Here is a 23,368-nt window from a genome sequence, read left to right on the forward strand (position 1 = left end):
CCGATGACCGCCGACGGGCCCACGCTGGCCCGCGCCGTCGTGGGCCTGCACTTCCTCCCGCCGGCCCGCGTCCTCCCTGGTCTCGGCCTGCCCTTGCTCGGCACGGGCGTCACGGCGGTCGCCGGCGCGGCCCTGCTGGTGGGAGCGCTCACCGACGTCCCTCCGACGGCGGTGACCGGCCCCGGCACGGGGCTGCTGCTCCTCCTCGCCGCGGTGGGCTCGCTGGTCGCGCTGCTCCGTGGCCGGCGTACGGCGGGGGAGCAGGGCCGGGCGCGCGCCCGGGGCTGGTGACCTGTCGTACCCGCGTGGCACGGTGCCCCGCATGACCGCTGCGGACGACGTCAAGGCCGACCTGCTGTCCTACCTGCAGAGGGGCCGCGACGTCCTGGTGTTCAAGCTGGACGGGCTGTCGGAGTACGACCTCCGCCGTCCGCTCACCCCGACCGGCACGAACCTGCTGGGCCTGCTCAAGCACCTGGCGTACGTCGAGATGGGCTACTTCGGCCCGACGTTCGGCCGGCCCGTGCCCGAGATCGAGCCGTGGATCACCGAGGACATGGAGGACAACGCCGACATGTGGGCCACGGCCGAGGAGTCGCGGGCCGACGTCGTCGCGCTCTACCGGCGGGCCTGGGCGGTGACCGACGCGACGGTGGCCGAGCTGCCGCTCGACGCCGCCGGGACGGTGCCGTGGTGGTCCCGCCCGCAGGTGTCGCTGCACCGCGTGCTCGTCCACGTCATCGCCGAGACCCACCGGCACGCCGGGCACGCCGACATCGTCCGGGAACTGGTCGACGGATCGGCCGGCGCCCAGTCGGTCGGGGACAACCTGCCCGAGCACGACGCCGCCTGGTGGCAGGAGTACCGGGAACGGCTCGAGACCGTGGCGCGCCAGGCCGCGGGGGAGTAGCGCGGGGGTCAGGCGCTGACGAGCTCGGCGGCCAGCCAGGTGTGCGGATGGGCGATCGCGCGTCCGTCCGGGAGCAGCTCGCCGTCGTCGTCGAAGAGGACGACGCCGTTGCACAGCAGGCTCCAGCCCTGCTCGGGGTGGCTGCGGATGACGGCGGCGAGGTCACGCGCGTCACTGGCGGCGTCGGGGCACGGGGTTACGTGAGAGCACATGGCGGTTCCGTCCGTCCGGGCCCCGGAGGGCCCTTGTAGCTGAGAGTAAATGGTCGATCACCGGACGGTTCCAGTGTGCGCATGGCACCGCGGGTCGAGAAGTGATCCAGGTCACCAGATCATCCCGTCGAGTGGTGCGATGTTGCCAACACCGCCGCCGTCGCCGGTCGGCGGGTCAGAGCTTGCGGAGCAGGATCCGGCGTACCGAGTGGTCGGCCGCCTTCTGCAGCACCAGCCGGGCGCGCGACCTCGTGGGTGCGATGTTCGAGCGCAGGTTCGGCGCGTTGACCGCCGACCAGATGCCCAGAGCGGTGTCCCGTGCCTGCTCGTCGGTCAGGGCGGCGAACCGGTGGAAGAAGGCCGACGAGTCGGCGAAGGCCGTCCGTCGCAGCGCCAGGAAGCGCTCGACGTACCAGCTCTGGATGTCGCTCTCCGAGGCGTCGACGTAGACGGAGAAGTCGAAGAAGTCGGACGCGAACACCTCCGGGGCGGTGCCGTCGGAGCGGCGCCCCGCCTGCAGCACGTTGAGCCCCTCGACCACGAGGATGTCGGGACGGTCCACCGCCTGCTGCATCCCGGGCACGATGTCGTAGGACTGGTGGTCGTACACCGGGGCGAAGACCTCCTCGCGGCCGCTCTTCACGTCGGCGAGGAAGCGCAGCAGGGCCCGGCGGTCGTAGCTCTCGGGGAAGCCCTTCCGGCCCATGAGGCCCCGCGCCTCCAGCACGGCGTTGGGCATGAGGAAGCCGTCGGTGGTCACCAGGTCGACCCGGGGCGCGCCGGGGCTGGCGGCCAGCAGCGTCTGGAGCAGCCGGGCGGTGGTGCTCTTGCCGACTGCGACGCTGCCGGCGACGGCGATGACGAAGGGCACCTTCGCCGTCGAGTCGCCCAGGAACGCGCTCTGCGCGGCCCAGAGGCGCCGGCTGGCGGTGACATGCAGCCCCAGCAGCTGCGCGAGCGGCAGGTAGACCGTCGCCACCTCGTCGAGGTCGATGCGGTCGCCCAGCGAGGCCAGCGAGGCCAGGTCCGCCTCGTCCAGGGGGAGCTGGGAGCCGGCGGCGAGCGCTCGCCACGAGGCGCGGTCGAAGACCGCGTAGGGCGAGATGGAGCCGCGTGTCCCTGCCGTCACGCCCCCATCGTGCCGTCCGGCACCCCGGACCCCTGCGCGCGGGTCACCCGTGCGGGTAGGGAAGCGGCCGTGGCGGGCGCCGGCGACCGTGCACCGCAGCCGGGGCGGTCTAGGGTTCGCCCTGTGTCAGCCCGCCCGGGACTGCTCGAGTGCATCGAGCGCTACTACGCCGCCGCCCCGCTCGCGGACGCGCGGATCGAGCAGGCCGGCGCTCTCGACGTCCCGCTGGGTGACCCCTCGTGGCCCTATCCGGCGCGCCCCACGCGGGGCACGGAGTCCCGGGTCACCGTCGCCGACGTGCGGGCCGCCGCCGACCTGCAGCAGGCCGCGGGCCTGCCCGTCGCCCTGGAGTGGATCCCGGAGTGCAGACCGGAGGTGGCGGCCTCGGCCCGTGCGGCAGGGCTCGAGGTGGAGGAGCTGCCGCTGCTGGTCGCCGACGAACCGGTGGAGCTGCTGTTCCCCGCCGGGGTGCGGCTCTACGTCGTGGGCGCCGAGGACCCGGAGCTGCCGCGCTACCTGGAGGTCTCCGCGGTCGCCTTCGCCAACCCGGGGGCACCGGACGACGTGCCGGCCACCCCGGCGGAGCCCTCGCGGCAGGACGACGCCGCGATCGCGGTGCTGCGCGAGCGCATCGCGACCGGCGCGACCGTGATGATGGTGGCCATCGAGCACGAGGCACCGGTGGCCGTCGGGCTGCACCAGCCGGTGGACATCGACGGCGCGGTGGTCAGCGAGATCCTGGGCCTCGCGACCACGCCCCGGCTCCGCGGGCGCGGGCTGGGCGCCGGTATCGCCTCGGCGCTGGTCGCCCACGCGCGCGAGACGGCCGACCTGGTCTTCCTGGCGGCCGGCGACGACGACGTGGCCCGGGTCTACGAGCGGATCGGCTTCGCCTGGCTCGCCAGGGTCGGAGTGGCCGGCCCTCGCGAGGGTGCCGGCTGACGGTTGCGGGACCGCACGATCAGGAGCGACCGGCGAGCGTGGTCGCAGCGGCGGTGAGTCCCCGCGCCAGCGTCGGGTAGCCGACCTCCGGCCCGGAACGCGCCAGCAGTGCCACCGCGACGCCGTCCAGGATGCCGGCCGAGTGCAGCACCCGGATCCCGTCCAGGCAGCAGGACCAGCCCTGCTTGACCGCCGCCTCGCCGTCGCCGGCGCCGAAGAGCCCGAACCGCTGGTCGAAGCCGTCGGCGGCGATCGGCGCGGTCGAGCGCATCCAGCCCAGCAGCAATGCCGAGTCCTCCGTTCCGGCCCGCGACGGCAGCAACGCGAAGAAGCAGGCCAGGTCACCGGCCGTGGTGGTGGTCTGCCCCCACTGGCCGGGGTCGTCCGAGGGCGGGGCGGTCCCGGTGAGTCCGTACCGCGCCGCCAGGTCGGTGACGAGCCGACCCCCGCCGTGCCGGACCCACAGCTCGGACATGGCGCGGTCGTCGGACTCGACCACCATCGCCTCCATGAGAGCGCGGTCGTCGCCGCTGAGCTGCAGCTCGCCCGCGCGGTCCCGGTGGAGCAGCTCGGCTATCACGTACACCTTGACCAGCGACGCGGTGGCGGACGGTTCGGCATCCCCGGCACGGGCCACCGGCACCGCATCGCCGGCACAGTTCGTGTCCGGACCGGCGCCGGGGCGCACCGCGGCCAGCGCTACCGACACCGTCCCGACGTCGCCAAAGGCGTCGGCCGCGGTCGCCGCGGTCGCCTGGGTCGCCACGCGGTTCGTCGGGTCCTCGGTCTCCGTGCCGGTTTCCGTGCCGGTTTCCGTGCCGGTCTCGGTGCCGGTTCGGATGCCGGCGTCCGTGCTGGCCGGCGAGTCCTCCGCGGTGGGCAGGCTGCCCCCGCCTGCGGCGCCGGAGCATGCGGTGGCGGCGAGGGCCAGGGCCGTCAGGACAGCCCCAGCGGCAGAGCGGCTACGGGATGCGGAACGAGTCGTGGTCGTCGGCACCCCACGGGCGGTACCCCGGCCGGCAGGATCGACGCCACTCCTCCGGATCGCACGCCTCCCGGTTGCGCTCGACGGGAGGGAGCCGCGCGCACCCGGGACGTGGGGGGCCTACTGCTCGTAGGTGGCGACCAGCGTCGCCCGTGCCAGCGTGTGGAAGAACAGGTTGAAGCCGAGCACGGCCGGTGTGGTGTCGCCGTCGACGTCGAGCGTCTCGGTGTCCACCGCGTGCACGACGACGAAGTAGCGGTGCGGCCCGTGACCCGCCGGGGGAGCGGCACCCACGTACCCGGCGAAGCCCCCGTCGTTGCGCAGCTGGAGCGCCCCGTCGGGCAGCCGGGGCGTGTCCTTGCTCCCCGCGTCGGCGGGCAGCTCCGTGACCGAGGCGGGGATGTTGGCCACCGCCCAGTGCCAGAAGCCGCTGGCCGTGGGGGCGTCGGGGTCGTAGACGGTGACGGCGAAGCTGCGGGTGCCCTCGGGGAAGCCCGACCACGACAGCTGCGGCGACCGGTCCTCGCCACCGGCACCCATCACGCCGCTGACGTGCGGCATCGGCAGGGTCGCGCCATCGGACACGTCGGTGCTGGTCACCGTGAAGGACGGCACCTGGGGCAGGAAGTCGTAGGGGTTCGGCGGGGTCGGCCGGTCGGCCATGTCGGTCCTCTCGACGGCGGGTCGGACGCGGACGTCGTCCCGGGGACGCGTCCTCGGAGCGACCCTAGGCAGCGGCGGGACGCCGCGCGCGTCGGCCGGGCGCGGTCGTGCGGGGAAGGGAACGCGAGCGTGCCCCCGCCGAGACGGTGCCGGGACGTCCGCGCCGGTAGCGTCCTGGCCGTGCCTGAATCCGGCCTGGGGCTGCCCGAGTCCGTCCGCGCCTGCCTCTTCGACCTCGACGGTGTGCTGACCCGCACCGCCACCGTGCACATGGCCGCCTGGAAACGCACCTTCGACGAGTACCTGCAGGCCACCGATCCCGCGCAGCGACCGTTCGACCAGGACGACTACAACCGCCACGTCGACGGCAAGCCACGCGCCGACGGCGTCCGCGACTTCCTCGCCAGTCGCGGCATCACCCTGCCGGAGGGCGCGGCGGACGACGCGCCCGAGACCGCCACGGTGCAGGGCATCGCCGCCCGCAAGAACGTGCTGGTCCTGCGCGAGCTGGACGAGCACGGCGTGGAGGTCTACCCCGGGTCGGTCCGGTACCTCCGCGCGGTCAAGGAGGCCGGACTGCCCACCGCGGTGGTGACGGCGTCGGCCAACGGCGAGCAGGTGATCGCCGTCGGCGGGTTCGCCGACCTCATCGACGCCCGGGTGGACGGGGTCGTCGCCGCCCGCGAGGGGCTGCGCGGCAAGCCGGCACCCGACACCTTCCTGGCGGGGGCCCGGCTGCTGGGCGTCGACCCCGCGCACGCCGTCGTGTTCGAGGACGCGCTGTCCGGGGTGGCGGCCGGCCGCGCTGGGCAGTTCGGCTACGTCGTCGGCGTCGACCGGGTGGGGCAGGCCGACGGGCTGGCCGCCGCGGGCGCCGACGTCGTCGTGACCGACCTCGCCGAGCTGCTGGAGGACGGGGCATGACCGAAGGTCGGGCCACCTTCCCGATCGAGCCGTGGTCGCTGACCGAGGTGGGGCTGGACCACGCCTCGCTGGGCGTGCACGAGTCGGTGTTCGCGCTGGCCAACGGGCACATCGGCATGCGCGGCTCGTTCGACGAGGGCGAGCCCGTCGTCGTCCCCGGCACGTACCTCAACGGCTTCTTCGAGGAGCGGCCGCTGCCCTATGCCGAGGCCGGGTACGGCTATCCCGAGCAGGGGCAGACGGTCGTCAACGTCACCGACGGCAAGCTGATCCGGCTGCTGGTCAAGGACTCCCCGCTGGACCTCAACTACGGGGAGATCATCGGGCACCGGCGCACCCTGGACCTGCGGGCGGGGGTGCTGCGGCGGATCACCGAGTGGCGGTCCCCGGGTGGCCGGAGCGTGCGGGTGACCAGCACCCGGCTGGTCTCCCTCGCGCGCCGGTCCATCGCCGCGATCGAGTACCAGGTCGAGGTCATCGACGACCTCGGCGACCTCTACGTGGCGCTGCAGTCCGACCTGCTGGCCAACGAGACCAACGCCACCGGCAGCGACGACCCGCGGGCGGCGGCGTCCCTCGACCGCCCGCTGGAGGCGGAGTTCTCCGCGGGACGCGGCCGGCGTGCCGTCCTGGTGCACCGGACCGCCCGCAGCCGGCTGCGGATCGCGGCCGGCATGGACCACCTCGTCGACATCCCCGACACCAGCACCGAGGACATCCTGGCCAACGGCGACCTCGCCCGGTACACGCTGGCCGCGCGCATCCCGCCCGGCGGGTCGCTCAAGCTGGTCAAGTTCCTGGCCTACGGCTGGTCCTCCCGCCGCTCCGCCGCGGCCCTGCGCGACCAGGTGGAGGCCGCGCTGGCCACCGCCAAGCTGGCCGGGTTCGACCGGCTCATGCGCGAGCAGCGGGAACTGCTCGACCGGCACTGGGACGAGGCCGATGTCGAGATCGAGGGCGACGACGAGCTGCAGCAGGCGGTGCGGGTGGGCATGTTCCACGTCCTGCAGGCCGGGCTGCGCGGTGAGCGCCAGCCCATCGCGGCCAAGGGGCTGACCGGCCCGGGGTACGACGGGCACGCCTTCTGGGACACCGAGACCTACGTGCTCCCGGTGCTGACCTACACCGCGCCGGAGGCCGCCCGCGACGCGCTGCGCTGGCGGCACTCCATCCTGGAGCTGGCCCGCGAGCGGGCCCGCGTGCTCGGGCTGCGGGGCGCGGTGTTCCCGTGGCGCACCATCCGCGGCGAGGAGACCTCGGGGTACTGGCCGGCCGGGACGGCGGCCTTCCACATCAACGCCGACATCGCCGACGCCGTCGTCCGCTACTACAACGCCACCCTGGACGAGGACTTCGACCGCGACTTCGGCGCCGAGCTGCTCATCGAGACCGCCCGGCTCTGGGCCTCGCTGGGGCACTTCGACGCCGAGCACGGCTTCCGCATCGACGGCGTGACCGGGCCGGACGAGTACACCGCGGTCGTGGACAACAACGTCTTCACCAACCTCATGGCCCAGCGCAACCTGCGGGAGGGGGCGCGGGCGGTGGCCCGGCAGCCCACCGTGGCGGGGCGGCTGGGCGTGGAGGACGACGAGGTGGAGGTGTGGCTGCGGGCGGCGGCGCTCATGGCGGTGCCCTACGACACCCAGCGCGGCGTGCACATGCAGTCCGACGGGTTCACCCACCACGAGGAGTGGGACTTCGCCGGCACGCCCGCCGACCACTACCCGCTGCTGCTGCACTACCCCTACTTCGAGCTCTACCGGAAGCAGGTGGTCAAGCAGGCGGACCTCGTGATGGCGCTGCACCTGCGCGGTGACGCGTTCACCCTCGAGGAGAAGATCGCGAACTTCGCCTACTACGAGGCGCGCACGACGCGGGACTCGTCCCTGTCGGCCAGCGAGCAGGGCGTCGTCGCCGCCGAGACCGGGCACCTCGACCTGGCCTACGACTACTGGGCCGAGGCGGCGCTCACCGACCTGCAGAACCTGCACCACAACTCCGGGCACGGGCTGCACATCGCCTCGCTGGCCGGCGGCTGGACGGTCGCGGTGGCGGGGTTCGGTGGGTTGCGCGACCACGACGGGGAGCTGACCTTCGCGCCGCGGCTGCCGTCCCGGCTCACCCGGATGCGGTTCCGGGTGGTCTACCGGGGGCGCAAGCTGGTCGTGTCGGTGACGCAGCGGCAGGCCACGTACCGGCTGGTCGACGGCGATCCGCTGGAGATCCGCCACCACGGCCGGCAGGTGATCGTCGACCACGACGACCTGGTGCTCGACGTCCCGCCGGCGCCGCAGGTCGAGCGGGTGACCCAGCCGCCCGGCTGCGAACCCCGTCGCCGGGTCCGCTCCGGCACGCCGCCGCGCGACCACCGGACGGTGGACGAGCACGGCTGAGCCGTCAGGCCAGCAGCCAGCTGCCCCCGAGCAGCAGCGCCCCGACGTCGACCACGAGGAAGAGCCCGACCCAGACCACACCGGGGATCCGGGTCAGCCGGGCCAGCTGGTCGGCGTCGGAGTCCGCGGCCTGCCGCCGGCGGCGGGCGCGCTGCAGCTCGAGGACGGCGCGCGGCGCGGCCAGCAGCAGGAACCAGGTGGTGACGGCGGCGAAGGCCGCCTGGGCCTCCGCCGGCAGCCACCAGGTGGCCGCCAGCACCAGGCCGCCGCTGACCAGCACCGACCACAGGCCGTACCAGTTGCGGATCTGCACCAGGAGCAGCCCCAGCAGCGCGACCAGCGCCCAGAGCAGCCCGACCGCGTGGCCGGCCGCCAGCAGGGCGGCCGCGCCCAGCCCGAACAGGCCGGGACCGGTGTAGCCCGCGGCGCAGGTGAGCACCATGCCCGCGCCGGTCGGCCGCCCGGAGGAGACGGTGACGCCCGAGGTGTCGGAGTGCAGCCGGATGCCCGACAGCCGCCGTCCCACCGCGAGCGCGACGATCCCGTGCGCGCCCTCGTGCGCGATCGTCACCGCGTGGCGGGTCACCCGCCAGAACGGCAGGTACAGCACCAGCACGGCCGCGATCGCGACCGTGCCGAGGAGGACGGCGGGGGAGAGGTCGGGGGCGGGAGCGCTGACCCGGCCCCAGAACCGGCCCACTGCGTCCACGCCGGGCAGTCAACCGCACGGACCTGGGGGCAGCGTCCAGGCAGCGCCGGCGCGCCTCCGCCGGTCAGTTGCCCGGCTTGACCGCCTTGCCGCGCTCCCGATCGTCGTCGTCGGCCTCGTAGGCGCCGGGCACGGCCGTCGGTCCGTCGTCCGTGCCGGGGGTGACCGGCTTGCGGATCAGGTCGTCCTGCCCGTGGGTGGGGGAGCCACCCGGCTCGGCGCGCTCGTCGGTGTCGGGGCGTGGGTCGGCCACGGTTCCTCCTGCGGTCGTCGTCCCCGGGCGGCTACCCGCGAGCGGGCACCTCAAAGCTGCTGGGCCGGGTTCACCCGGGCCGACATGGCCCTGAGCTCCGGACGCGGCTGGGGAGCACCGGTGCTCAGACCAGTCCGGCGTCGTGCACGACCAGGGCGACCTGCACCCGGTTGGCCGCCTCCAGCTTGGTGAGCAGCCGGGAGACGTGCGCCTTCACCGTGGCCACGCTCATGTAGGCATCCGCGGCGATCTGCGCGTTAGACAGCCCGCGTCCCACCGACAGGGCCACCTCGCGCTCGCGGTCGCTGAGCCGCTCCAGCAGCGCCAGCGCGGCGGCCCTCCGGACGTCAGGACCGGCTGCCGGCCCGTCGGCCGCGGCGACGTGGGCCATCAGCTGGCGGGTCACGGTGGGGGAGAGCATCGGCTCGCCCGCGGCCACCCGGCGCACGGCGTCCACGATGGCGGCCGGCGGGGTGTCCTTGAGCAGGAAGCCGCTGGCGCCCGCCCGCAGCGCGCGGAGCACCGAGGCGTCGGCGTCGAAGGTGGTGAGCACGATGACCTCCGGCCCGCCGGGGATCGCGCGCAGCCGCTCGGTGGCCGTCAGACCGTCGACGCGTGGCATGCGGATGTCCATGAGGACGACGTCCGGGCCGTGCTCGGCGACGGCGGCCGGCACCTCGGCGCCGTCCGCGGCCTCAGCGACGAGGACGCAGTCGCCGGACCCGCCGAGCACCATCGCCAGCGCCGCCCGGACCAGCGGGTCGTCGTCCACGACGAGGACACGGACCGGACCGCTCACCCCTGCACCGCCGGCTGCGGCCACGGCAGCCGCGCACGCAGCCGGAAGTCGCCGTCGTCGGTCCAGCCGTGCTCGAGCGAGCCACCGGCCAGCCCGACGCGCTCGACGAGGCCGACCAGCCCGGTGCCGGAGCCGGGGAGCGGGGCGCCGGTGCCGGAGCCGGGGAGCGGGGCGCCGGGGTCGGTGCCGAGCGGCGCCGGGTTCGTCACCTCGACCTCGATGCCGGTCGCGGGGTCGGCCGTCACCCGGACGCAGGCCACCGTGCCCCAGGCGTGCTTGCGGACGTTGGTCAGCGCCTCCTGCACGATCCGGTAGACGGTGCGGCCGGTCACCGCGGGCACGGCGGAGACGTCGGGCACCCGGTACTCCATGCGCACGCGCAGGCCGGCGGCGCGGGACTGCTCGACCAGCGCGGTGAGGTCGGCCAGCGTGGGCTGGGGGCGGTCGGTCAGCGTCCCGTCGCCGGTGTCGCGCAGCACGCCGATCACCTCGCGCAGGTCCTCCAGCGCACCGCGGGCGCTGGCGCGGATCACCCCGGCGGTCCGGGCGACCTCGGCGGGCGCGGCGTCCGGCCGGTACTCCAGCGCCCCGGCGTGCATGCTCAGCAGCGAGAGCCGGTGGGCCAGCACGTCGTGCATCTCCCGGGCGATCCGGGTGCGCTCGAGCTGCCGCGCCTGGTCCACCCGGAGCCGCTGCTCGGTCTCGGCGCGGACCGCCCGGTCGCGCAGCGAGACGACCAGCTGCCGGCGGGCGCGCACGAACATGCCCCAGGCGACGACGGCGGCGGTCAGCGCCACGCCCAGGCCCAGGAACACCAGCGGGGGCAGGTCCGGGTCCGGCCGGAGCCGGACGTAGACCAGGAACGCGGCGAGGTCGGCCGCGGCGACGAGGAGCACCGTGCGCCAGGTGCGGTGGACGGCGACGGTGAACAGCGCGGTGAGCACGGCGATGCTGCCCATGTCGGAGAACGTGCCGATGAGGGCCAGCACGAGGGCCACGCCCACCGGCCAGCGCCGCCGTCCCCACAGGAGGAAGCACCCCAGCGTGCCCGCCACCAGGTCGGCGAGGAGCAGCCCGTCCGGGGGCGGTACCGGCCGGCTGGCCGCCTCGCCGACGAACAGCAGGCCCAGCCCGACGGCGAACAGGAACAGCCCGACGTCGACCAGCCAGTCGCGGAGCGAGCGGCGCACCCGCCCGCGGGGCTCGGCGGCGGGGGAGAGGGAGTCGGCCAGCAGCAGCGCGGGGACCAGCGAGGGGTGGTCGACGCCCGGATGCGGCGGGGCCGGTGGGCGCAGAGCGGTGCTCACCACCGCAGGCTACGGATGCCGGCAGGTCCGGGACATGGCCGAAGGTCTAGGACACCGCCTGCGACGTCGACCTTCGTCGGGGCCGAATCGCCGTCCGGGTGACGCGCGGACGCCCGCCGGCGCGAGAGGGTGACCGCGTGATCAACGTCGAGCACCTGACCAAGCGGTACGGCGCCCAGCTCGCCGTCTCCGACGTCTCCTTCTCCTGCGCACCCGGAACCGTGACCGGCTTCCTCGGGCCGAACGGCGCCGGGAAGTCCACCACGCTGCGCGCCGTGTGCGGGCTGACCCTGCCGACCAGCGGCACCGCCACCGTCGGCGGGCGTCCCTACGGCGAGCTGCCCAACGCGGGCCGGCGGGTGGGCGTGCTGCTCGACGCCGGCGCCCAGCACTCGGGCCGGACCGGGAAGGAGACCCTCACGCTCGCGGCCCTCGTCATGGGCGTCGCACCCACGCGCGTCGACGAGGTCCTCGAGCTGGTCGGGCTCGCGGGCAAGCCGGCCGGGAAGCGGGTGGGCAAGTACTCCCTGGGGATGCGGCAGCGGCTCGGCCTGGCCACGGCGCTGCTGGGCGACCCGGAGGTGCTCGTGCTGGACGAGCCGGCCAACGGGCTGGACCCCGAGGGCATCTTCTGGATGCGCGGGCTGCTGCGCGGCTTCGCCGACCGCGGGGGCACGGTGCTGCTCTCCTCCCACCTGCTGCGCGAGGTCGAGGCGGTGGCCGATCAGCTCGTGGTCATCGCCGGCGGCCGCATCGTGGCCCAGGGGAGCAGCGCGGAGCTGCTGGCCAGCACCGGCACCCTCGTGCGCGCCCGCGACCGCGAGGCCCTCACCGGTGCGCTGGCCACCGCGGGCATCGGCGTCGTCCCCGGTCCCGCGGACGCGCTGATCGCCGACGGCCCCGCCGAGGCGGTCGGCATCGCCGCCGCCACGGCCGGGGTGCCGCTCCTGGAGCTCCGGCCGGCCGGGGGGGACCGGCTCGAGGAGCTCTTCCGTTCGCTGACCGGCCCGTCCGCCGGCGGCGCCCCCGCCGCCCCCCAGATGCAGGAGACCCGGGCATGAGCACCGCCACCGTCGACCCGACCACTGCACCGCGGGCGGGGGAGACCGCCGCGGCGCCCTCCCTGCTGCGGCTGACCCGCGTCGAGCTCCGCAAGGCCTACGACACGAGAGCCGGTTTCTGGCTGCTGCTGGTCGTCGCGCTGGCGGCGCTGGCCGTGGTGACGCTGCAGATGTTCTTCGCGGAGGAGCCGGACAAGCAGTTCGACATGTTCTTCGCCACGACGCAGCTGCCGGTGGCGCTGCTGCTGCCCGTGGTGGGCATCCTGCTGGTGACCAGCGAGTGGTCGCAGCGCACCGCTATGACCACGTTCGCCCTGGTGCCGGCCCGCTCCCGCGTGCTCACGGCCAAGGTCCTCGCCGGCGTCGTCCTCGGCGTGCTCGGGGTCGCGGCGGCCGCGGTGGCGTCGGCGCTGGGCACCCTGCTCACCCCCGTGTTCACCGAGGACTCCTCGGCCTGGGGCGTCGACGGGACACAGGTGGGCCAGGTGCTGCTCGCCCAGGTGATCGTCATCCTCGTCGGGCTGGCCTTCGGCATGCTCCTGCTGAGCTCGCCGCTGGCGATCGTCCTGTACTTCATCCTGCCCACGGTCGTGACCATCGTGGCCAGCGCCGTCAGCGCCCTGACCTGGATGCGCGACTGGCTGGACCTGAACACCACGACCGCCCCGATGTTCGACGGGTCGCTGGCGGGTGGTCAGGCCTGGGGCCAGGTGGCGACGTCGGTGGCCGTCTGGCTCCTGCTGCCGATGGTGGCCGGCTGGATCCGCATCGTGCGGAGCGAGATCGGCTGACCTCCTCGGCTCGCCGGCCCCTCATCGGCGCCGGTACCGCAGTGCATCGCGGTACCGGCGCCGCCGCGTGGTGGTCACCGAGGGGGCTCGCCCGGGAGGGCATACGTCACCGTGACGGAATGTCACCCGACGCGGGGACGAAGAGCCACCTGGCGAAGGCGGCGTCGCCGTCGAGTGCGGTCCTCCACTGGACCCAGATCCGGAAGCCGTGGACGGTGGCGCGCAGGAGCGGCCCGCCCGCGTCGGCCTGGCGCTCGTCGTAGTCCGCAGAGGCGGGCGCCGGGCGAGGCGACTCGGGCCGCAGGGGAGCGGCCTCCACGCCGGCGCCGTCGAGGGCGGCACTGATGAAGGCGAAGCGACCGCTTGGGACCGGGACGTGGTCGCCCGGCTCTGCTGCGTCCTCGGGATGGGCGAGCGCGGCCGCCACGGCAGCCGGGTAGTCGCCGGCCGAGACCTGCAGGACGGCGACGGCGCCGTCGTCGGCCCGGAATACCTCCAGCCAGCCCTCGTCACCGACCTCCGCGTCGGTCAGCACGACGGCGGCCCGCCCGGCGCCCACGGGGATGCTGGTGAGGTCGAAGTCCAGGTCCGGCACGAGTCGCTCGTAGTGGCCGTCGGTCTCGCCGGACCAGTCGGGCAGCAGATCGCCGTCGAGGGCGAGGAAGGGCTCGCCGTTGCTCCAGCAGCGGCCGACGTGGGTCCAGGTGCGCGACATGGGGTCATCGTTCCCCAGCGGCGGGGAAGGGTGCACGCGGCCGGGGGCGGGTGCTGCTCCGCTTAGTTGACATAATGTGCATTATCGGCGCAAGGCCCAGGCGCCGCGGGAAGCCGGTTCGGCCACCGGATCCGACGCCCGCAGCTCAGGTCCCTGACATTCACGCTTCGACCGCTCCGTCGGCGGCGTGGACGCCAGCCGGCGCATCGGCGTCTCCACCGTCGCGCCGGTCGCCGTCCCGGCCCGGCGCCACCGCCGGCACCCTTCGGGTCGGATCGGCCGGCGTGACCGCTCGATCCGGGTCGGATCGGCCGGCGTGACCGCTCGATCCCCGGGCACCCCCGATCGGCGACTCTCCTGCCGGATGATCTTGTCATTCTGATGATCATGGACGCCCCGGACGGCGCCAGGCGCGTCTGGGCCCGCAGGACGGCCCAGGGATGGGCGCTCCCCCCCATCCAGCCACACCACCCGCAATACGTCACAGTGACGGAAGCCGCACGGTCCGCCGGGTTCGACGGGCGATCCGCGGCAGGTGTTCGTAGGGTCGGGTCATGCAGATCCGACGCCCGCTCGCCGCTGTCCTGACCGCTCTGGCGTTGTTCGGCGGCGGCGCCACGATGACCGCCTGCGGCGGCCCGACGACGCCCAACGAGGGGACGACGGACGAGGACAGCGGGAACACCAGCGGCGACGATGCCGACGAGAACCTGCCCGACAACTCGGACCCCGAGGACAGCCAGGACCTCGACGACGACACGACCGATCCCGACTGATCCGCCCGGGCACGCGGAACGGTTCCGGCGTCAGCCGCGCTCGGTGACCCAGAGCCGGTCCAGCCGGCCGGTCGAGTGCACGAGGTCGGAGAGCGAGCGCTCGAGCTCGGCCTTCGTGGGCTTCTCGGTCAGCAGCGTCTGCACGTCCTCGAGCGCGCAGCGCAGCTGGTACAGCCGGTCCTGCAACCCGTCGAGCTCGGCCCTGGAGACCAGCACGACGTCGGCGGGCAGGCCGGCCTTGGCCGTGGCCGAGCGCTGCTCGTAGGCGCGCTGCCGGCAGGCCTGCCCGCAGTACAGGCGCGGGCGGCCGACCGATCCCTGCTCGGGCAGGACCCGGCGGCACCAGCCGCACCGCCGGTCCTCACCGCTCCCCCGGTTGGGTGCGGGGGAGATGGGGGCGTGCGTCACCGTGCCGGTCGCGTGCTGTGCCACGACTCGGCACGCTAGACGTCACCGGCGACAGGACCCGGCGAACACGCCCGGAGCGTCTCGATCGGCCCGATCCGGTGTCGTTCCCGTGCTCGGACGACACCGCCGCGGGGGTCCCGCAGCAGACGGTCGGGGCGCCTGACTAGCGTGTTCGTGTGCCCCCCGCGCGGTTCGCCTACCTCGACGCGCCGACGCCGCTGGCCATGGCCCACCGCGGCGGCGCCATCGAGCACCTGGAGAACACCCTGCCGGCCTTCCAGGCCTGCGTGGACCTGGGTTACCGGTACCTCGAGACCGACGTGCAGATCACCGCCGACGGCACGCTGGTGGCCTTCCACGACGCCACCCTGGAGCGGGTGACCGACCGTACCGGCCGGGTGGACGCCCTCCCCTGGTCCGAGCTCAGCCAGGCCCGCATCGGTGGCCGCGAGCCGATCATGCGTCTCGAGGACCTGCTCGGCGCGTGGCCCGACGTCCGGTTCAACCTCGACATCAAGGCCGCCGGCGTCCTGGCCCCGCTCGTGCGCCTGGTGGACAAGATGGACGTCGCCGACCGCATCTGCCTCGGTTCGTTCTCCGACGCCCGCATCGCCGCGGCCCGGCGCCTGTTCGGACCGACCGTCTGCACCTCGCTGGGTCCGCGCGGGGTGGCGGCGCTGCGGCTGTCCTCCTACTCCCCCCGCGCGGCCGGCCTCGTGCGGATCCAGGCCGGCTGCGCCCAGGTGCCGCTGCAGCTGGGTGGCCGGGCTCTGGTCGACGAGCGCTTCATGGCCGCCGCGCACGCCCGCGGTCTGCAGGTGCACGTCTGGACGGTCGACGACCCCGACGAGGCCAGGACGATGCTCGATCTCGGCGTCGACGGCATCATGACCGACCGCCCGGCGATGCTGCGCGAGGTCCTCGAGGAGCGCGGCCTGTGGGCGTCTCGGTGACCGCACTGCCCGGCAGCACGGCCCCCGCCGGCCTGCGGTGAGCGCCGTCGACACCACCGCGCCGGACGGGCTGCCCGGACCGTCCGTGATCCCGGCGTCCGGGGACCGGAGGCGACATCCGGCGCCGGCTCACCTGCGCTTCTTCCACGGGCCCATGGACTGCGGCAAGTCGACCCTGGCCCTGCAGGTCGACCACAACCAGAGCCGGCAGGGCCGGCACGGACTGCTGGTGACGCAGGGCGACCGGTCGGCCGAGCCCCAGATCAGCTCACGGGTCGGCCTGTGCCGCGCCGCGATCGAGCTCGACGCCGGGACCGATCTGCGGCTGCTGGTCCGCGACCGCTGGGCCGCAGGAGACCGCGTGGACTACCTCATCGTCGACGAGGCCCAGTTCCTCACCGACGAACAGGTCGACCAGCTGGCCGAACTGGTCGACGAGTTCCACGTCGACGTCTACGCCTTCGGTCTGACCACCGATTTCCGTACCCAGCTGTTCCCGGGCACCCGGCGGCTGCTGGAGGTCGCCGACGACGTCCAGCGGGTCCAGGTGGAGGTGCTGTGCTGGTGCGGCCTCCCGGGCCTGCTCAACGCCCGCGTGGTGGACGGGGTGATGGTGCGGGCGGGCGAGACCGTCGTCGTGGCGGACACCGCACCGGCCCGGCTGCCCGGCGAGGAGCCCGGCTCCTCCCCCGCGGTGCGCTACCAGGTGCTGTGCCGCCGGCACCACGTGCGGGGCCAGCTGGGGCCCACAGCAGCCGGTCCGGGCCAGCTCGCGCTGCCCTGAGCGCTCCGGCTCACCCCTCCGGGGGGCGGGAGGGGCCAGAACACCACCCCATGCGATGATGAGCAACCGTTTGGGCGGAATCTCTTCGCCAAATCTGTCGTTCATCTCCGTGACTCCTCGGTACGTGGGTATGCCCCCTGTACCGGCGTCGAGTCCCGACCGACACCACGTACGAGAGGACGGTGTGCAATGGGCGAGCGTTCCCTGCGCGGCAGCCGACTGGGCAGCGTCAGCTACGAGACCGAACGGAACACTGCGCCCATCGAGCGCCAGTACGCCGAGTACCGGTGCCCTTCGGGCCACCTGTTCACGGTGCCGTTCGCCGACGACGCCGAGCTCCCCGACACCTGGGAGTGCAAGTTCGACGGTGCCGCGGCGAAGCTGGTCGGCGGCTCCGAGCCGGCGCCCAAGAAGGTCAAGCCGCCGCGCACCCACTGGGACATGCTGCTCGAGCGTCGCTCCGTCGAGGACCTCGAAGAGGTGCTCGCCGAGCGGCTCGAGGTGCTGCGCGGTCGGCGGACCCGCGCGAGCTGACACTCCGCACGTCGACACGGCCCCGGTGGGATCTCCCACCGGGGCCGTATCGCGTTCCGGCGATACTCGCCGCCGGGTCCGTCAGCTCAGCGGACGGCCGTCCGGGCCCCGGAGCACCTCTCCCTCGATCACGAGCGGCGCGGCGGAGGCGCCGTCGTGCCGTGGCACCTCCGCGGTGCGGACGCTGTCCACGCGGACCGGCGGTCGGAGCCCCACCGGCAGCCGGGAGGTGATCAGCCGGGTGAGCGCCGCCCGGACGAGGGACCGGGTGCCCGGGAGCAGGCACAGCAGCCCCAGGACGTCGCCGATGAACCCCGGCAGCACCATGAGCAGCCCACCGACGGCGACCAGCCCGGCGTTGCCCAGGTCCCGGCCGGTACCCGTCCGGCGGGTCCGTGCGTTCTCCCGCAGCTCGGTCAGCGCCCTGGTGCCCTGACGGGCCAGCAGGGCCCAGCCCAGCGCGCTGGTGGCCAGAGCGGCGAGCACGGTGGCCCCGGCCCCGATCCACTGGGCCACGAGGACGAAGACGACCACCTCGGCCAGGGCGAGGAGTGCGGCAGCGATACGGATGCGACGTCCCACGCTGGTACCAACGCGCGAAGCGGTCATGGTGCTCCCGGCCCGGTGCCGGAGTTCCTGCGCTGCCGCACGGCGACCGCCACGGCGGCCACCCCCAGCGCGGTGAGCAGCCACTCGGGCCCGGCGCCGAGCCGGCTCGCCAGGCTGCGCGAGTCGCGCTGGGCGATCTCCTCGACGAAGACGTCGGGGGTGAACAGCTCGGAGGACCGGACGACCGTGCCGTCCGGCGCCACGATCGCCGAGATCCCGCTGGTCGCGACCACCGCGACGCTGCGGCCGTGCTCGACCGCCCGCAGCCGGCTCATCGCCAGCTGCTGCTCGCTCTCCGCGGTGTAGCCGAACGTGGCGTTGTTGGTCTGGACGACGAGCATGCCGGCCTCGGCGACGTCGGCGACCAGCCCGTCGTAGACGACCTCGAAGCAGATGAGGTCCCCGACGGTGGTCCCGCCGATCTCGAGCAGGCCCGGCTCGTCCCCGGCCATCTGGTCGGTGACCCGGTCGACCTGGGTGCTGAAGAACCGGAAGAAGCTCCGGGCGGGCACGTACTCACCGAGCGGGACAGGGTGCCGCTTCACGTAGGTGTCCCCCGGGCCGTCGTCGGGGTCCCAGACGATGGCGGTGTTGCTGATGAAGCGGCCGGGGCCCTGGACGATCGCGCCGACCAGGACCGGCGCGTCGATGGCGCGGGCGGCACGGTCGATCTGCTCGGCGGCGTCGTCGTTCAGGTAGGGGTCGATGTCGGAGCTGTTCTCCGGCCACAGCACGAGGTCGGGCTGCGGCTGGTCCCCCGCCTCCACCGCCTCGGCGAGCTCCAGCGTGCGCTGCACGTGGTTGTCCAGGACGGCGCGGCGCTGGGCGTTGAAGTCCAGGCCGGCCCGGGGCACGTTGCCCTGGATCACCGCGACGGTCGACGTCGGCCCGCCCTCGGTGAGCGACGGGCCAGGGAGCGGCAGCCACGCCAGCGCACCGATCACCGGGACCGCGACCGCCCCGACGAGGGCGCCGACGAGCGGGCGCAGGGCCTCCCGTCGCCCTGCCCGGCCCGAGCGCAGCACCCGCGCCAGCGCCAGCACGACCGCGGCCAGCAGGGTGCCGATGAGCGCGACCGCGAAGCTGACCAGGGGTACTCCCCCGTAGGCCGCGAGGGACAGCAGCGGTCCGTCGGTCTGGCTGAAGCCCAGCCGTCCCCACGGGAAGCCGCCCAGGATCAGCCGGCCGCGCAGCGCCTCGTCGGCGACCCACAGCGCGGCCGCCCACAGCGGCCACCACCGCAGGCGGGACACCCATGCGGTGGCCGCGCCGAGGAGGGCCAGGTGCAGCGCCTCGAAGACCGCCAGGGCCAGCCAGGGCAGCGGACCCACGTAGATGCCGGTCCAGCTCAGCAGCGGCACGAAGAAGGCCAGGCCGCAGACCAGCCCGAGCCACAGGCCACCGCGGGCGCTGCGGCCGTGCACCGCGAGCGCCAGGGCGGTCGGACCGAGCACCGCCAGCGGGGCCAGGCCGTACCCGGGGAAGGACAGCATCATGGCCAGTCCCCCGACGGCCGCGAGCAGGGTCCGCCAGGGAAGCCGGGAGCCGGCGCGGCGGGGTGGCGGCCCGTCCGGCTCGGGCGCAGGACGGAGCAGCGTGCCAGGTGCTGCGGCCACGCTCGTCCTCCCGGGAACCGTCGTCCGGGTAGGCGGGGGGTGCCCCGGCCTCCGGCCTCGTGCCCCCGGTCCGGTCGGACGGGGGGTCGGGACCGCCGCGCTCGTCGCCGCGGCCCCTGACCCAGCATCCCATCCCGGCTGGTTCCGGGGACCGGCCACGTCGCGCGGGCCCCGGTGGTGCCGGACAGGTCCCGCGACCGGGTGGGCGCCGGCGGACCGCCCTCCTCGGCGCCGCGTCTTCGGGCCGGACGGCCGGGCGCTGGCTGCGCACGGCTCGACCGTTGTCTGATGACGCGGTCCTCGGGGGCTCCGCCGGATTCACGGGACGCTCCCCCGGGTCTCACGCCGGCCCCCTCGACCCGGGTGGCACGGCGCGGCGCGGAGGCCGTCCGTGCCGGCCGGAGGGCCCGCACGCTCGATCCGGGGAGGCACGTCTCGGTGCTCCCGGTGAGGAACTGCAGGGACTGTAAGAACAGTCCGCTGCCGATCAGGTACCTACGGTAGCGATGTGGGCCACTGTAACCGGATCGTTATCCACGGGGCTGCCGACCGTGGCACACGGTCCCGGACTGCTCCCGGGACCCGCTGCCGGGCCGCACGCGCCGACACGAGCAGCACCGTGCGACGCCGGGCCGCACCGGCTCACCGGGTCCGGGCCAGTCCCCGCCCTGGGTCACGGCGCTCGGTCACGGCGCTCGGTCACGGCGCTCGGTCACGGCGCTCGGTCACGGCGCTCGGTCACGGCGCTCGGTCACGGCGCTCGGTCACGGCGCTCGGTCACGGCGCTCGGTCACCGGTCGGGCGGGGCCCCGGCCGGGCGGGGTCAGCGGCGGCGCAGCAGCCCCGTGACGCGCTCCAGGGGCGTCTTCTTCGGCGCCTTGGGCCCGTCGCCCGCCGCGCGAGCGGAGTCGGCGACCGCCGCCTCCTCCGGCGTGGGGGCGGTGCCGCCGAGGCGCGCGGGCAGCCACCAGCCGTCCTCCGGGCCGGCCGGCCGGTCGGGATAGTCCCGCTGCGCCTCCTCCAGGAGCGCCTCCATCGCCGCACGGGTGCGGCGCAGCAGCGGCTGCACCTTCTCCCCCGGCTCCGGGACGATCGGCTCCCCGAGGAAGACCATGACGGGCACTCCGCGGCGCAGCTCCACCTTGTGTCCCTTGGTCGCCACCCGGTGCCCGCCCCAGACCGCGGCCGGGATGATCGGGACACCGGCGTCGATGGCCATCCGGGCGGCGCCGGCCTTCAGATCCTTGACCGTGAAGCTGCGGCTGATGGTCGCCTCGGGGAAGACCCCCACCACCTCGCCGTCCTTGAGTGCACGGACGGCGGCGTCGAACGCCGCCGCGCCGGCCTTGCGATCGACAGGGATGTGGCGCATGGCGCGCATGAACGGCCCGGCGAACCAGTGGTCGAACACCGCCGACTTGGCCATGAACCGCACCAGCCGGTGCTGGGAGATCGCGCCCAGGCCGAGGAACGTGAAGTCGAAGAAGCTGACGTGATTGCTGCAGATGATGGCGCCACCGCTGGCCGGGACGTGCTGGGAACCACGCACGTCGAACCGGAAGCGGAACAGGTGGAACACGACCAGGCACAGCCGGATCACGAACCGGTACGGGCGGTCACGGCGGCTCGGCGACGCGCCGAACAGGTCTCTCCGGACGACGTCGCGCCAGCTCGCGGTGTACATGGGCGGACCCTAACCAACCCGCGCGACCGTCGCCCGGCCGGTGCGGCCACGGTTCGGGTCGGTGACACGCCGCCCGGAGGGCGGCGCGCGATTTCTTCGGCACATGACCACAGTCGATAAGTCGCATCATTGTTGGGGATAACGGTAGTGTTCCGTCATGTCGCGCGCGTGGCAGCAGCCGTTGCCGGAGATGCCCGCCCCTGCGCCGGAGCGAGCCTGGCGCCGGTGGCCGCCCCCGCCGGGTTACGAGGCCCAGTGGCGACGGCTGGCCGAGGCCGCCCTGGAACTGGGCATCGGCCCGGACGAGCTGGCGCAGACCGGCCTGGGTCCGCTCGCCACGGCGCGCGAGTGGAAGCCCGCCACCGTGGCGCTGTACAGCAAGGTCGCCCGTTACGGCGGACTGGCGCTGCCGCGCGCGCCCACTCCCGAGCCTGACCCGGTGCAGCTGGACCTGCGCCCGCTCACGGAGCTGCGGGATCAGGACCCCGAGCACGTGCGGGCCGTCGCGTGGTGTGCCCTGGCGCTCGCGTGGCCCGCCCCGGTCGGCATGTTCCGGTCCCTGCGACGCGACCAGGTGCATGCCGGCGCGCGCCGCCTGGTGCTGCGCACCGACGACGGGGAGTGGGCGGTCTCCGGCGCACTGACCGCCTGGCACGCCTGGGAGTCCGTGCGCGAGCGGTACCCCGCCCTGGCGGCGAGCCCGTGGGTGCTGCCGGCGCTGCGCCGGGGGCCGGGGCTGGACTCGAGGATCGGCGGGCGGCTGTCCAACCAGGCGCTGCAGGTGACCTTCGCGAAGCATGCCGGCCGCACGGCTCACCACCTGCGGGCCACCGCTCCCCCGTCGCGCCAGGCGGCGGCGGCCGAACTGGCGGCCGTCTACCGGGAGCTGTCCTACGACTCCTTCCGCCGCCTCGCGCTGGCCGCCGGTGCGCCACCGGTCTCGGCCCGGGGCACCGTGCGGGCGGCGCGCTCGGTGGCCCGGGCCGGGCGCCTCGCCGGCTGACCGGCGGGCCCGTCCCCGGGCGCGGCCGGTCAGAGCAGTGACAGCTGCTCGCCGGCCGGCGGCGGACCCTCCGGTGCCGCGACGGGCGCGCTCCGACTCCTGGGGCGGACGCCCGGCATCCCTCCGGTGGGCAGGCTGCCGCTGGGGAAGCCCACCTCCTCGTCACCGGGCACCCCGCTCAGGAGCGTCCCGTCGGCACCGCGCGCCGCACCGCCGGACTGCCGGTCCAGCCCGTGCCGCACGAGGAGCGGCGCGACCCGCTGCGCCAGCCAGGAGCGGTACTCGGCGGAGACGTAGGCCCGGCGGGCGTACATGCGCTCGTAGCGCGGCACCAGCTCGGGGTGCGCGGCACGGAGCCAGGCCATGAACCACTCGCGAGCCCCGGGGCGCAGGTGCAGGGGGATGACCGTGACCCCGGTGGCGCCGGCGCTCGCGATCGCGCCGAGCGCCGCGTCGAGCGAGTCGTCGTCGTCGGTCAGCCCGGGCAGCACGGGGGCGAGGAAGACCCCGCAGGGCAGCCCGGCGTCCGCGAGTGCCCGGACCAGGTCCAACCGGGCCCGGGGCGTGGGCACGCCGGGCTCGAGTGACTGGTGCAGGGCGTCGTCCCAGATGGCCATGGAGACGCCGAGCCCGAGGGGTACCTGCCGGGCGGCGTCCACGAGCAGCGGGATGTCGCGGCGCAGCAGCGTGCCCTTGGTGAGGATCGAGAAGGGTGTCCCCGATTCGGCCAGTGCGCGGATGACGCCGGGCATGAGCGCGTAGCGGCCCTCGGCGCGCTGGTAGGGGTCGGTGTTCGTGCCCAGCGCGACGTGCTCGCGCGTCCACGAGGGACGAGCCAGTTCCCGACGCAGCACCTCGACCAGGTTGGTCTTGACCACGACCTGGGTGTCGAAGTCACGGCCGGAATCGAATTCGAGCCATTCGTGCGTTCTCCGAGCAAAGCAATACACACACGAATGGCTGCATCCCCTGTATGTATTGACCGTATAGGGGAATGGCATGGCCGAATCGCCGGGCACGCGGTTGAGGGCCGAGCGCGACCGCACCTCGTGGAAGGTCAGGCCCGGGAACTCCGGCACCTGCACGCTGCGCAGCAGCCCGCGGATGCTCGACATCCCCGGCAGTGCCGAGGGCTCGTCGAGATCCAGCCGCTGCGCTTGCCACCGCATGCCCGTCATCCGAACACGTGTTCGGACAGATGTCCA

26 protein-coding genes are annotated in these 23,368 nt (G+C 74.4%); 12 read left to right on the top strand and 14 right to left on the bottom strand.

Going from position 1 to position 23,368, the window contains the following annotated elements; genetic code table 11:
* The first annotated feature begins 3 nt into the window (after positions 1-3).
* A complete protein-coding gene (locus tag ACI793_RS15240; RefSeq protein WP_456607224.1) occupies positions 4-291 on the top strand; it encodes a hypothetical protein in 288 nt (95 codons plus the stop codon).
* Between the two features lie 31 nt (positions 292-322).
* Positions 323-910: a DinB family protein gene (locus ACI793_RS15245; RefSeq protein ID WP_456607225.1), complete on the top strand. Its 588-nt coding sequence runs from the start codon at positions 323-325 to the stop codon at positions 908-910.
* Between the two features lie 8 nt (positions 911-918).
* Here ACI793_RS15245 and ACI793_RS15250 read toward each other — a convergent pair whose 3' ends face one another.
* Positions 919-1,122: a DUF5999 family protein gene (locus tag ACI793_RS15250; RefSeq protein WP_456607226.1), complete on the bottom strand. Its 204-nt coding sequence runs from the start codon at positions 1,120-1,122 to the stop codon at positions 919-921.
* A 175-nt stretch (positions 1,123-1,297) separates the two neighbouring features.
* Positions 1,298-2,251, bottom strand: coding sequence for a type I pantothenate kinase (gene coaA, locus ACI793_RS15255; RefSeq protein WP_456607227.1), 954 nt, complete (start codon positions 2,249-2,251; stop codon positions 1,298-1,300).
* A gap of 123 nt (positions 2,252-2,374) precedes the next feature.
* On the opposite strand from coaA, the gene ACI793_RS15260 reads away from it, so the two are divergent.
* Complete coding sequence (locus ACI793_RS15260) at positions 2,375-3,193, top strand: GNAT family N-acetyltransferase (protein WP_456607228.1); 819 nt, start codon at positions 2,375-2,377, stop codon at positions 3,191-3,193.
* 19 nt (positions 3,194-3,212) lie between these two features.
* Here ACI793_RS15260 and ACI793_RS15265 read toward each other — a convergent pair whose 3' ends face one another.
* A complete protein-coding gene (locus tag ACI793_RS15265) occupies positions 3,213-3,959 on the bottom strand; it encodes a serine hydrolase (RefSeq protein ID WP_456607229.1) in 747 nt (248 codons plus the stop codon).
* A gap of 339 nt (positions 3,960-4,298) precedes the next feature.
* A complete protein-coding gene (locus ACI793_RS15270; protein WP_456607230.1) occupies positions 4,299-4,841 on the bottom strand; it encodes a YbhB/YbcL family Raf kinase inhibitor-like protein in 543 nt (180 codons plus the stop codon).
* Positions 4,842-5,021: 180 nt separating this feature from the next.
* Between ACI793_RS15270 and ACI793_RS15275 the strand changes: the two genes are divergently transcribed.
* Together ACI793_RS15275 and ACI793_RS15280 are read left to right on the top strand one after the other, a co-directional pair.
* Complete coding sequence (locus tag ACI793_RS15275) at positions 5,022-5,765, top strand: HAD family hydrolase (RefSeq protein WP_456607231.1); 744 nt, start codon at positions 5,022-5,024, stop codon at positions 5,763-5,765.
* Positions 5,762-8,161, top strand: a complete 2,400-nt coding sequence (locus tag ACI793_RS15280; RefSeq protein ID WP_456607232.1) for a glycoside hydrolase family 65 protein — start codon at positions 5,762-5,764, stop codon at positions 8,159-8,161. The genes ACI793_RS15275 and ACI793_RS15280 overlap by 4 nt, the downstream gene beginning before the upstream one ends.
* Positions 8,162-8,165: 4 nt before the next feature.
* On the opposite strand, the gene ACI793_RS15285 is transcribed toward ACI793_RS15280, so the two are convergent.
* The 4 genes from ACI793_RS15285 to ACI793_RS15300 all read right to left on the bottom strand — a co-directional run bounded on the left by ACI793_RS15285 (position 8,166) and on the right by ACI793_RS15300 (position 11,229).
* The gene (locus tag ACI793_RS15285) at positions 8,166-8,870 is read right to left on the bottom strand and encodes a M50 family metallopeptidase (protein WP_456607233.1); all 705 of its coding nucleotides are present in this window, start codon (positions 8,868-8,870) and stop codon (positions 8,166-8,168) included.
* A gap of 64 nt (positions 8,871-8,934) precedes the next feature.
* Positions 8,935-9,123 carry a hypothetical protein gene (locus tag ACI793_RS15290; RefSeq protein WP_456607234.1) on the bottom strand — a complete coding sequence of 63 codons (189 nt, stop codon included), beginning with the start codon at positions 9,121-9,123 and terminating at the stop codon, positions 8,935-8,937.
* Positions 9,124-9,247: 124 nt separating this feature from the next.
* Positions 9,248-9,922 carry a response regulator transcription factor gene (locus tag ACI793_RS15295; protein WP_456607235.1) on the bottom strand — a complete coding sequence of 225 codons (675 nt, stop codon included), beginning with the start codon at positions 9,920-9,922 and terminating at the stop codon, positions 9,248-9,250.
* Positions 9,919-11,229: a sensor histidine kinase gene (locus ACI793_RS15300; protein WP_456607236.1), complete on the bottom strand. Its 1,311-nt coding sequence runs from the start codon at positions 11,227-11,229 to the stop codon at positions 9,919-9,921. The genes ACI793_RS15295 and ACI793_RS15300 overlap by 4 nt, the downstream gene beginning before the upstream one ends.
* Positions 11,230-11,366: 137 nt before the next feature.
* On the opposite strand from ACI793_RS15300, the gene ACI793_RS15305 reads away from it, so the two are divergent.
* Positions 11,367-12,290 (top strand): ATP-binding cassette domain-containing protein, encoded by a 924-nt coding sequence (locus ACI793_RS15305; RefSeq protein WP_456607237.1) that lies wholly within the window; start codon positions 11,367-11,369, stop codon positions 12,288-12,290.
* On the top strand, positions 12,287-13,081 hold the full coding sequence (locus ACI793_RS15310; RefSeq protein ID WP_456607238.1) for a hypothetical protein: 795 nt from the start codon (positions 12,287-12,289) through the stop codon (positions 13,079-13,081). Before ACI793_RS15305 ends, ACI793_RS15310 begins: the two co-directional genes overlap by 4 nt.
* A 106-nt stretch (positions 13,082-13,187) precedes the next feature.
* Here ACI793_RS15310 and ACI793_RS15315 read toward each other — a convergent pair whose 3' ends face one another.
* Positions 13,188-13,796 (bottom strand): hypothetical protein, encoded by a 609-nt coding sequence (locus ACI793_RS15315; RefSeq protein ID WP_456607239.1) that lies wholly within the window; start codon positions 13,794-13,796, stop codon positions 13,188-13,190.
* Positions 13,797-14,350: 554 nt separating this feature from the next.
* On the opposite strand from ACI793_RS15315, the gene ACI793_RS15320 reads away from it, so the two are divergent.
* A complete protein-coding gene (locus ACI793_RS15320; RefSeq protein ID WP_456607240.1) occupies positions 14,351-14,572 on the top strand; it encodes a hypothetical protein in 222 nt (73 codons plus the stop codon).
* 30 nt (positions 14,573-14,602) lie between these two features.
* Here ACI793_RS15320 and ACI793_RS15325 read toward each other — a convergent pair whose 3' ends face one another.
* Positions 14,603-15,004, bottom strand: coding sequence for a hypothetical protein (locus tag ACI793_RS15325; protein ID WP_456607241.1), 402 nt, complete (start codon positions 15,002-15,004; stop codon positions 14,603-14,605).
* 152 nt (positions 15,005-15,156) lie between these two features.
* On the opposite strand from ACI793_RS15325, the gene ACI793_RS15330 reads away from it, so the two are divergent.
* The 3 genes from ACI793_RS15330 to ACI793_RS15340 all read left to right on the top strand — a co-directional run bounded on the left by ACI793_RS15330 (position 15,157) and on the right by ACI793_RS15340 (position 17,251).
* On the top strand, positions 15,157-15,933 hold the full coding sequence (locus ACI793_RS15330) for a glycerophosphodiester phosphodiesterase (protein WP_456607242.1): 777 nt from the start codon (positions 15,157-15,159) through the stop codon (positions 15,931-15,933).
* A 37-nt stretch (positions 15,934-15,970) separates the two neighbouring features.
* Complete coding sequence (locus ACI793_RS15335) at positions 15,971-16,717, top strand: thymidine kinase (protein WP_456607243.1); 747 nt, start codon at positions 15,971-15,973, stop codon at positions 16,715-16,717.
* 189 nt (positions 16,718-16,906) lie between these two features.
* Positions 16,907-17,251, top strand: a complete 345-nt coding sequence (locus ACI793_RS15340) for an RNA polymerase-binding protein RbpA (RefSeq protein WP_040339339.1) — start codon at positions 16,907-16,909, stop codon at positions 17,249-17,251.
* A gap of 81 nt (positions 17,252-17,332) precedes the next feature.
* Here ACI793_RS15340 and ACI793_RS15345 read toward each other — a convergent pair whose 3' ends face one another.
* The 3 genes from ACI793_RS15345 to ACI793_RS15355 all read right to left on the bottom strand — a co-directional run bounded on the left by ACI793_RS15345 (position 17,333) and on the right by ACI793_RS15355 (position 21,160).
* Entirely contained in the window at positions 17,333-17,860 is a 528-nt protein-coding gene (locus tag ACI793_RS15345) for an FxsA family protein (RefSeq protein WP_456607244.1), read from the bottom strand.
* A complete protein-coding gene (gene lnt, locus ACI793_RS15350; protein ID WP_456607245.1) occupies positions 17,857-19,476 on the bottom strand; it encodes an apolipoprotein N-acyltransferase in 1,620 nt (539 codons plus the stop codon). The genes ACI793_RS15345 and lnt overlap by 4 nt, the downstream gene beginning before the upstream one ends.
* Before the next feature lie 823 nt (positions 19,477-20,299).
* The gene (locus ACI793_RS15355; RefSeq protein WP_456607246.1) at positions 20,300-21,160 is read right to left on the bottom strand and encodes a lysophospholipid acyltransferase family protein; all 861 of its coding nucleotides are present in this window, start codon (positions 21,158-21,160) and stop codon (positions 20,300-20,302) included.
* 157 nt (positions 21,161-21,317) lie between these two features.
* Here ACI793_RS15355 and ACI793_RS15360 point away from each other — a divergent pair, with 157 nt between their 5' ends.
* Positions 21,318-22,163 (top strand): hypothetical protein, encoded by an 846-nt coding sequence (locus ACI793_RS15360; RefSeq protein WP_456607247.1) that lies wholly within the window; start codon positions 21,318-21,320, stop codon positions 22,161-22,163.
* 29 nt (positions 22,164-22,192) lie between these two features.
* Here the strand turns inward: ACI793_RS15360 and ACI793_RS15365 are convergent, their stop codons facing one another.
* Positions 22,193-23,341, bottom strand: a complete 1,149-nt coding sequence (locus ACI793_RS15365; protein ID WP_456607248.1) for an Rv2578c family radical SAM protein — start codon at positions 23,339-23,341, stop codon at positions 22,193-22,195.
* Positions 23,342-23,368: the final 27 nt, after the last annotated feature.

Source organism: Blastococcus sp. SYSU DS0617 (assembly GCF_054051075.1).

What these genes read in the sequence shown, in the direction of transcription:
- ACI793_RS15340 (WP_040339339.1), top strand. Translation starts at nt 16,907, where the DNA reads ATGGGCGAGCGTTCCCTGCGCGGCAGCCGACTGGGCAGCGTCAGCTAC.
- ACI793_RS15360 (WP_456607247.1), top strand. Translation starts at nt 21,318, where the DNA reads ATGTCGCGCGCGTGGCAGCAGCCGTTGCCGGAGATGCCCGCCCCTGCG.
- ACI793_RS15355 (WP_456607246.1), bottom strand. Translation starts at nt 21,160, where the DNA reads ATGTACACCGCGAGCTGGCGCGACGTCGTCCGGAGAGACCTGTTCGGC.
- ACI793_RS15320 (WP_456607240.1), top strand. Translation starts at nt 14,351, where the DNA reads ATGCAGATCCGACGCCCGCTCGCCGCTGTCCTGACCGCTCTGGCGTTG.
- ACI793_RS15310 (WP_456607238.1), top strand. Translation starts at nt 12,287, where the DNA reads ATGAGCACCGCCACCGTCGACCCGACCACTGCACCGCGGGCGGGGGAG.
- ACI793_RS15250 (WP_456607226.1), bottom strand. Translation starts at nt 1,122, where the DNA reads ATGTGCTCTCACGTAACCCCGTGCCCCGACGCCGCCAGTGACGCGCGT.
- ACI793_RS15280 (WP_456607232.1), top strand. Translation starts at nt 5,762, where the DNA reads ATGACCGAAGGTCGGGCCACCTTCCCGATCGAGCCGTGGTCGCTGACC.
- ACI793_RS15365 (WP_456607248.1), bottom strand. Translation starts at nt 23,341, where the DNA reads ATGACGGGCATGCGGTGGCAAGCGCAGCGGCTGGATCTCGACGAGCCC.
- ACI793_RS15315 (WP_456607239.1), bottom strand. Translation starts at nt 13,796, where the DNA reads ATGTCGCGCACCTGGACCCACGTCGGCCGCTGCTGGAGCAACGGCGAG.
- ACI793_RS15270 (WP_456607230.1), bottom strand. Translation starts at nt 4,841, where the DNA reads ATGGCCGACCGGCCGACCCCGCCGAACCCCTACGACTTCCTGCCCCAG.
- ACI793_RS15345 (WP_456607244.1), bottom strand. Translation starts at nt 17,860, where the DNA reads ATGACCGCTTCGCGCGTTGGTACCAGCGTGGGACGTCGCATCCGTATC.
- ACI793_RS15240 (WP_456607224.1), top strand. Translation starts at nt 4, where the DNA reads ATGACCGCCGACGGGCCCACGCTGGCCCGCGCCGTCGTGGGCCTGCAC.
- ACI793_RS15245 (WP_456607225.1), top strand. Translation starts at nt 323, where the DNA reads ATGACCGCTGCGGACGACGTCAAGGCCGACCTGCTGTCCTACCTGCAG.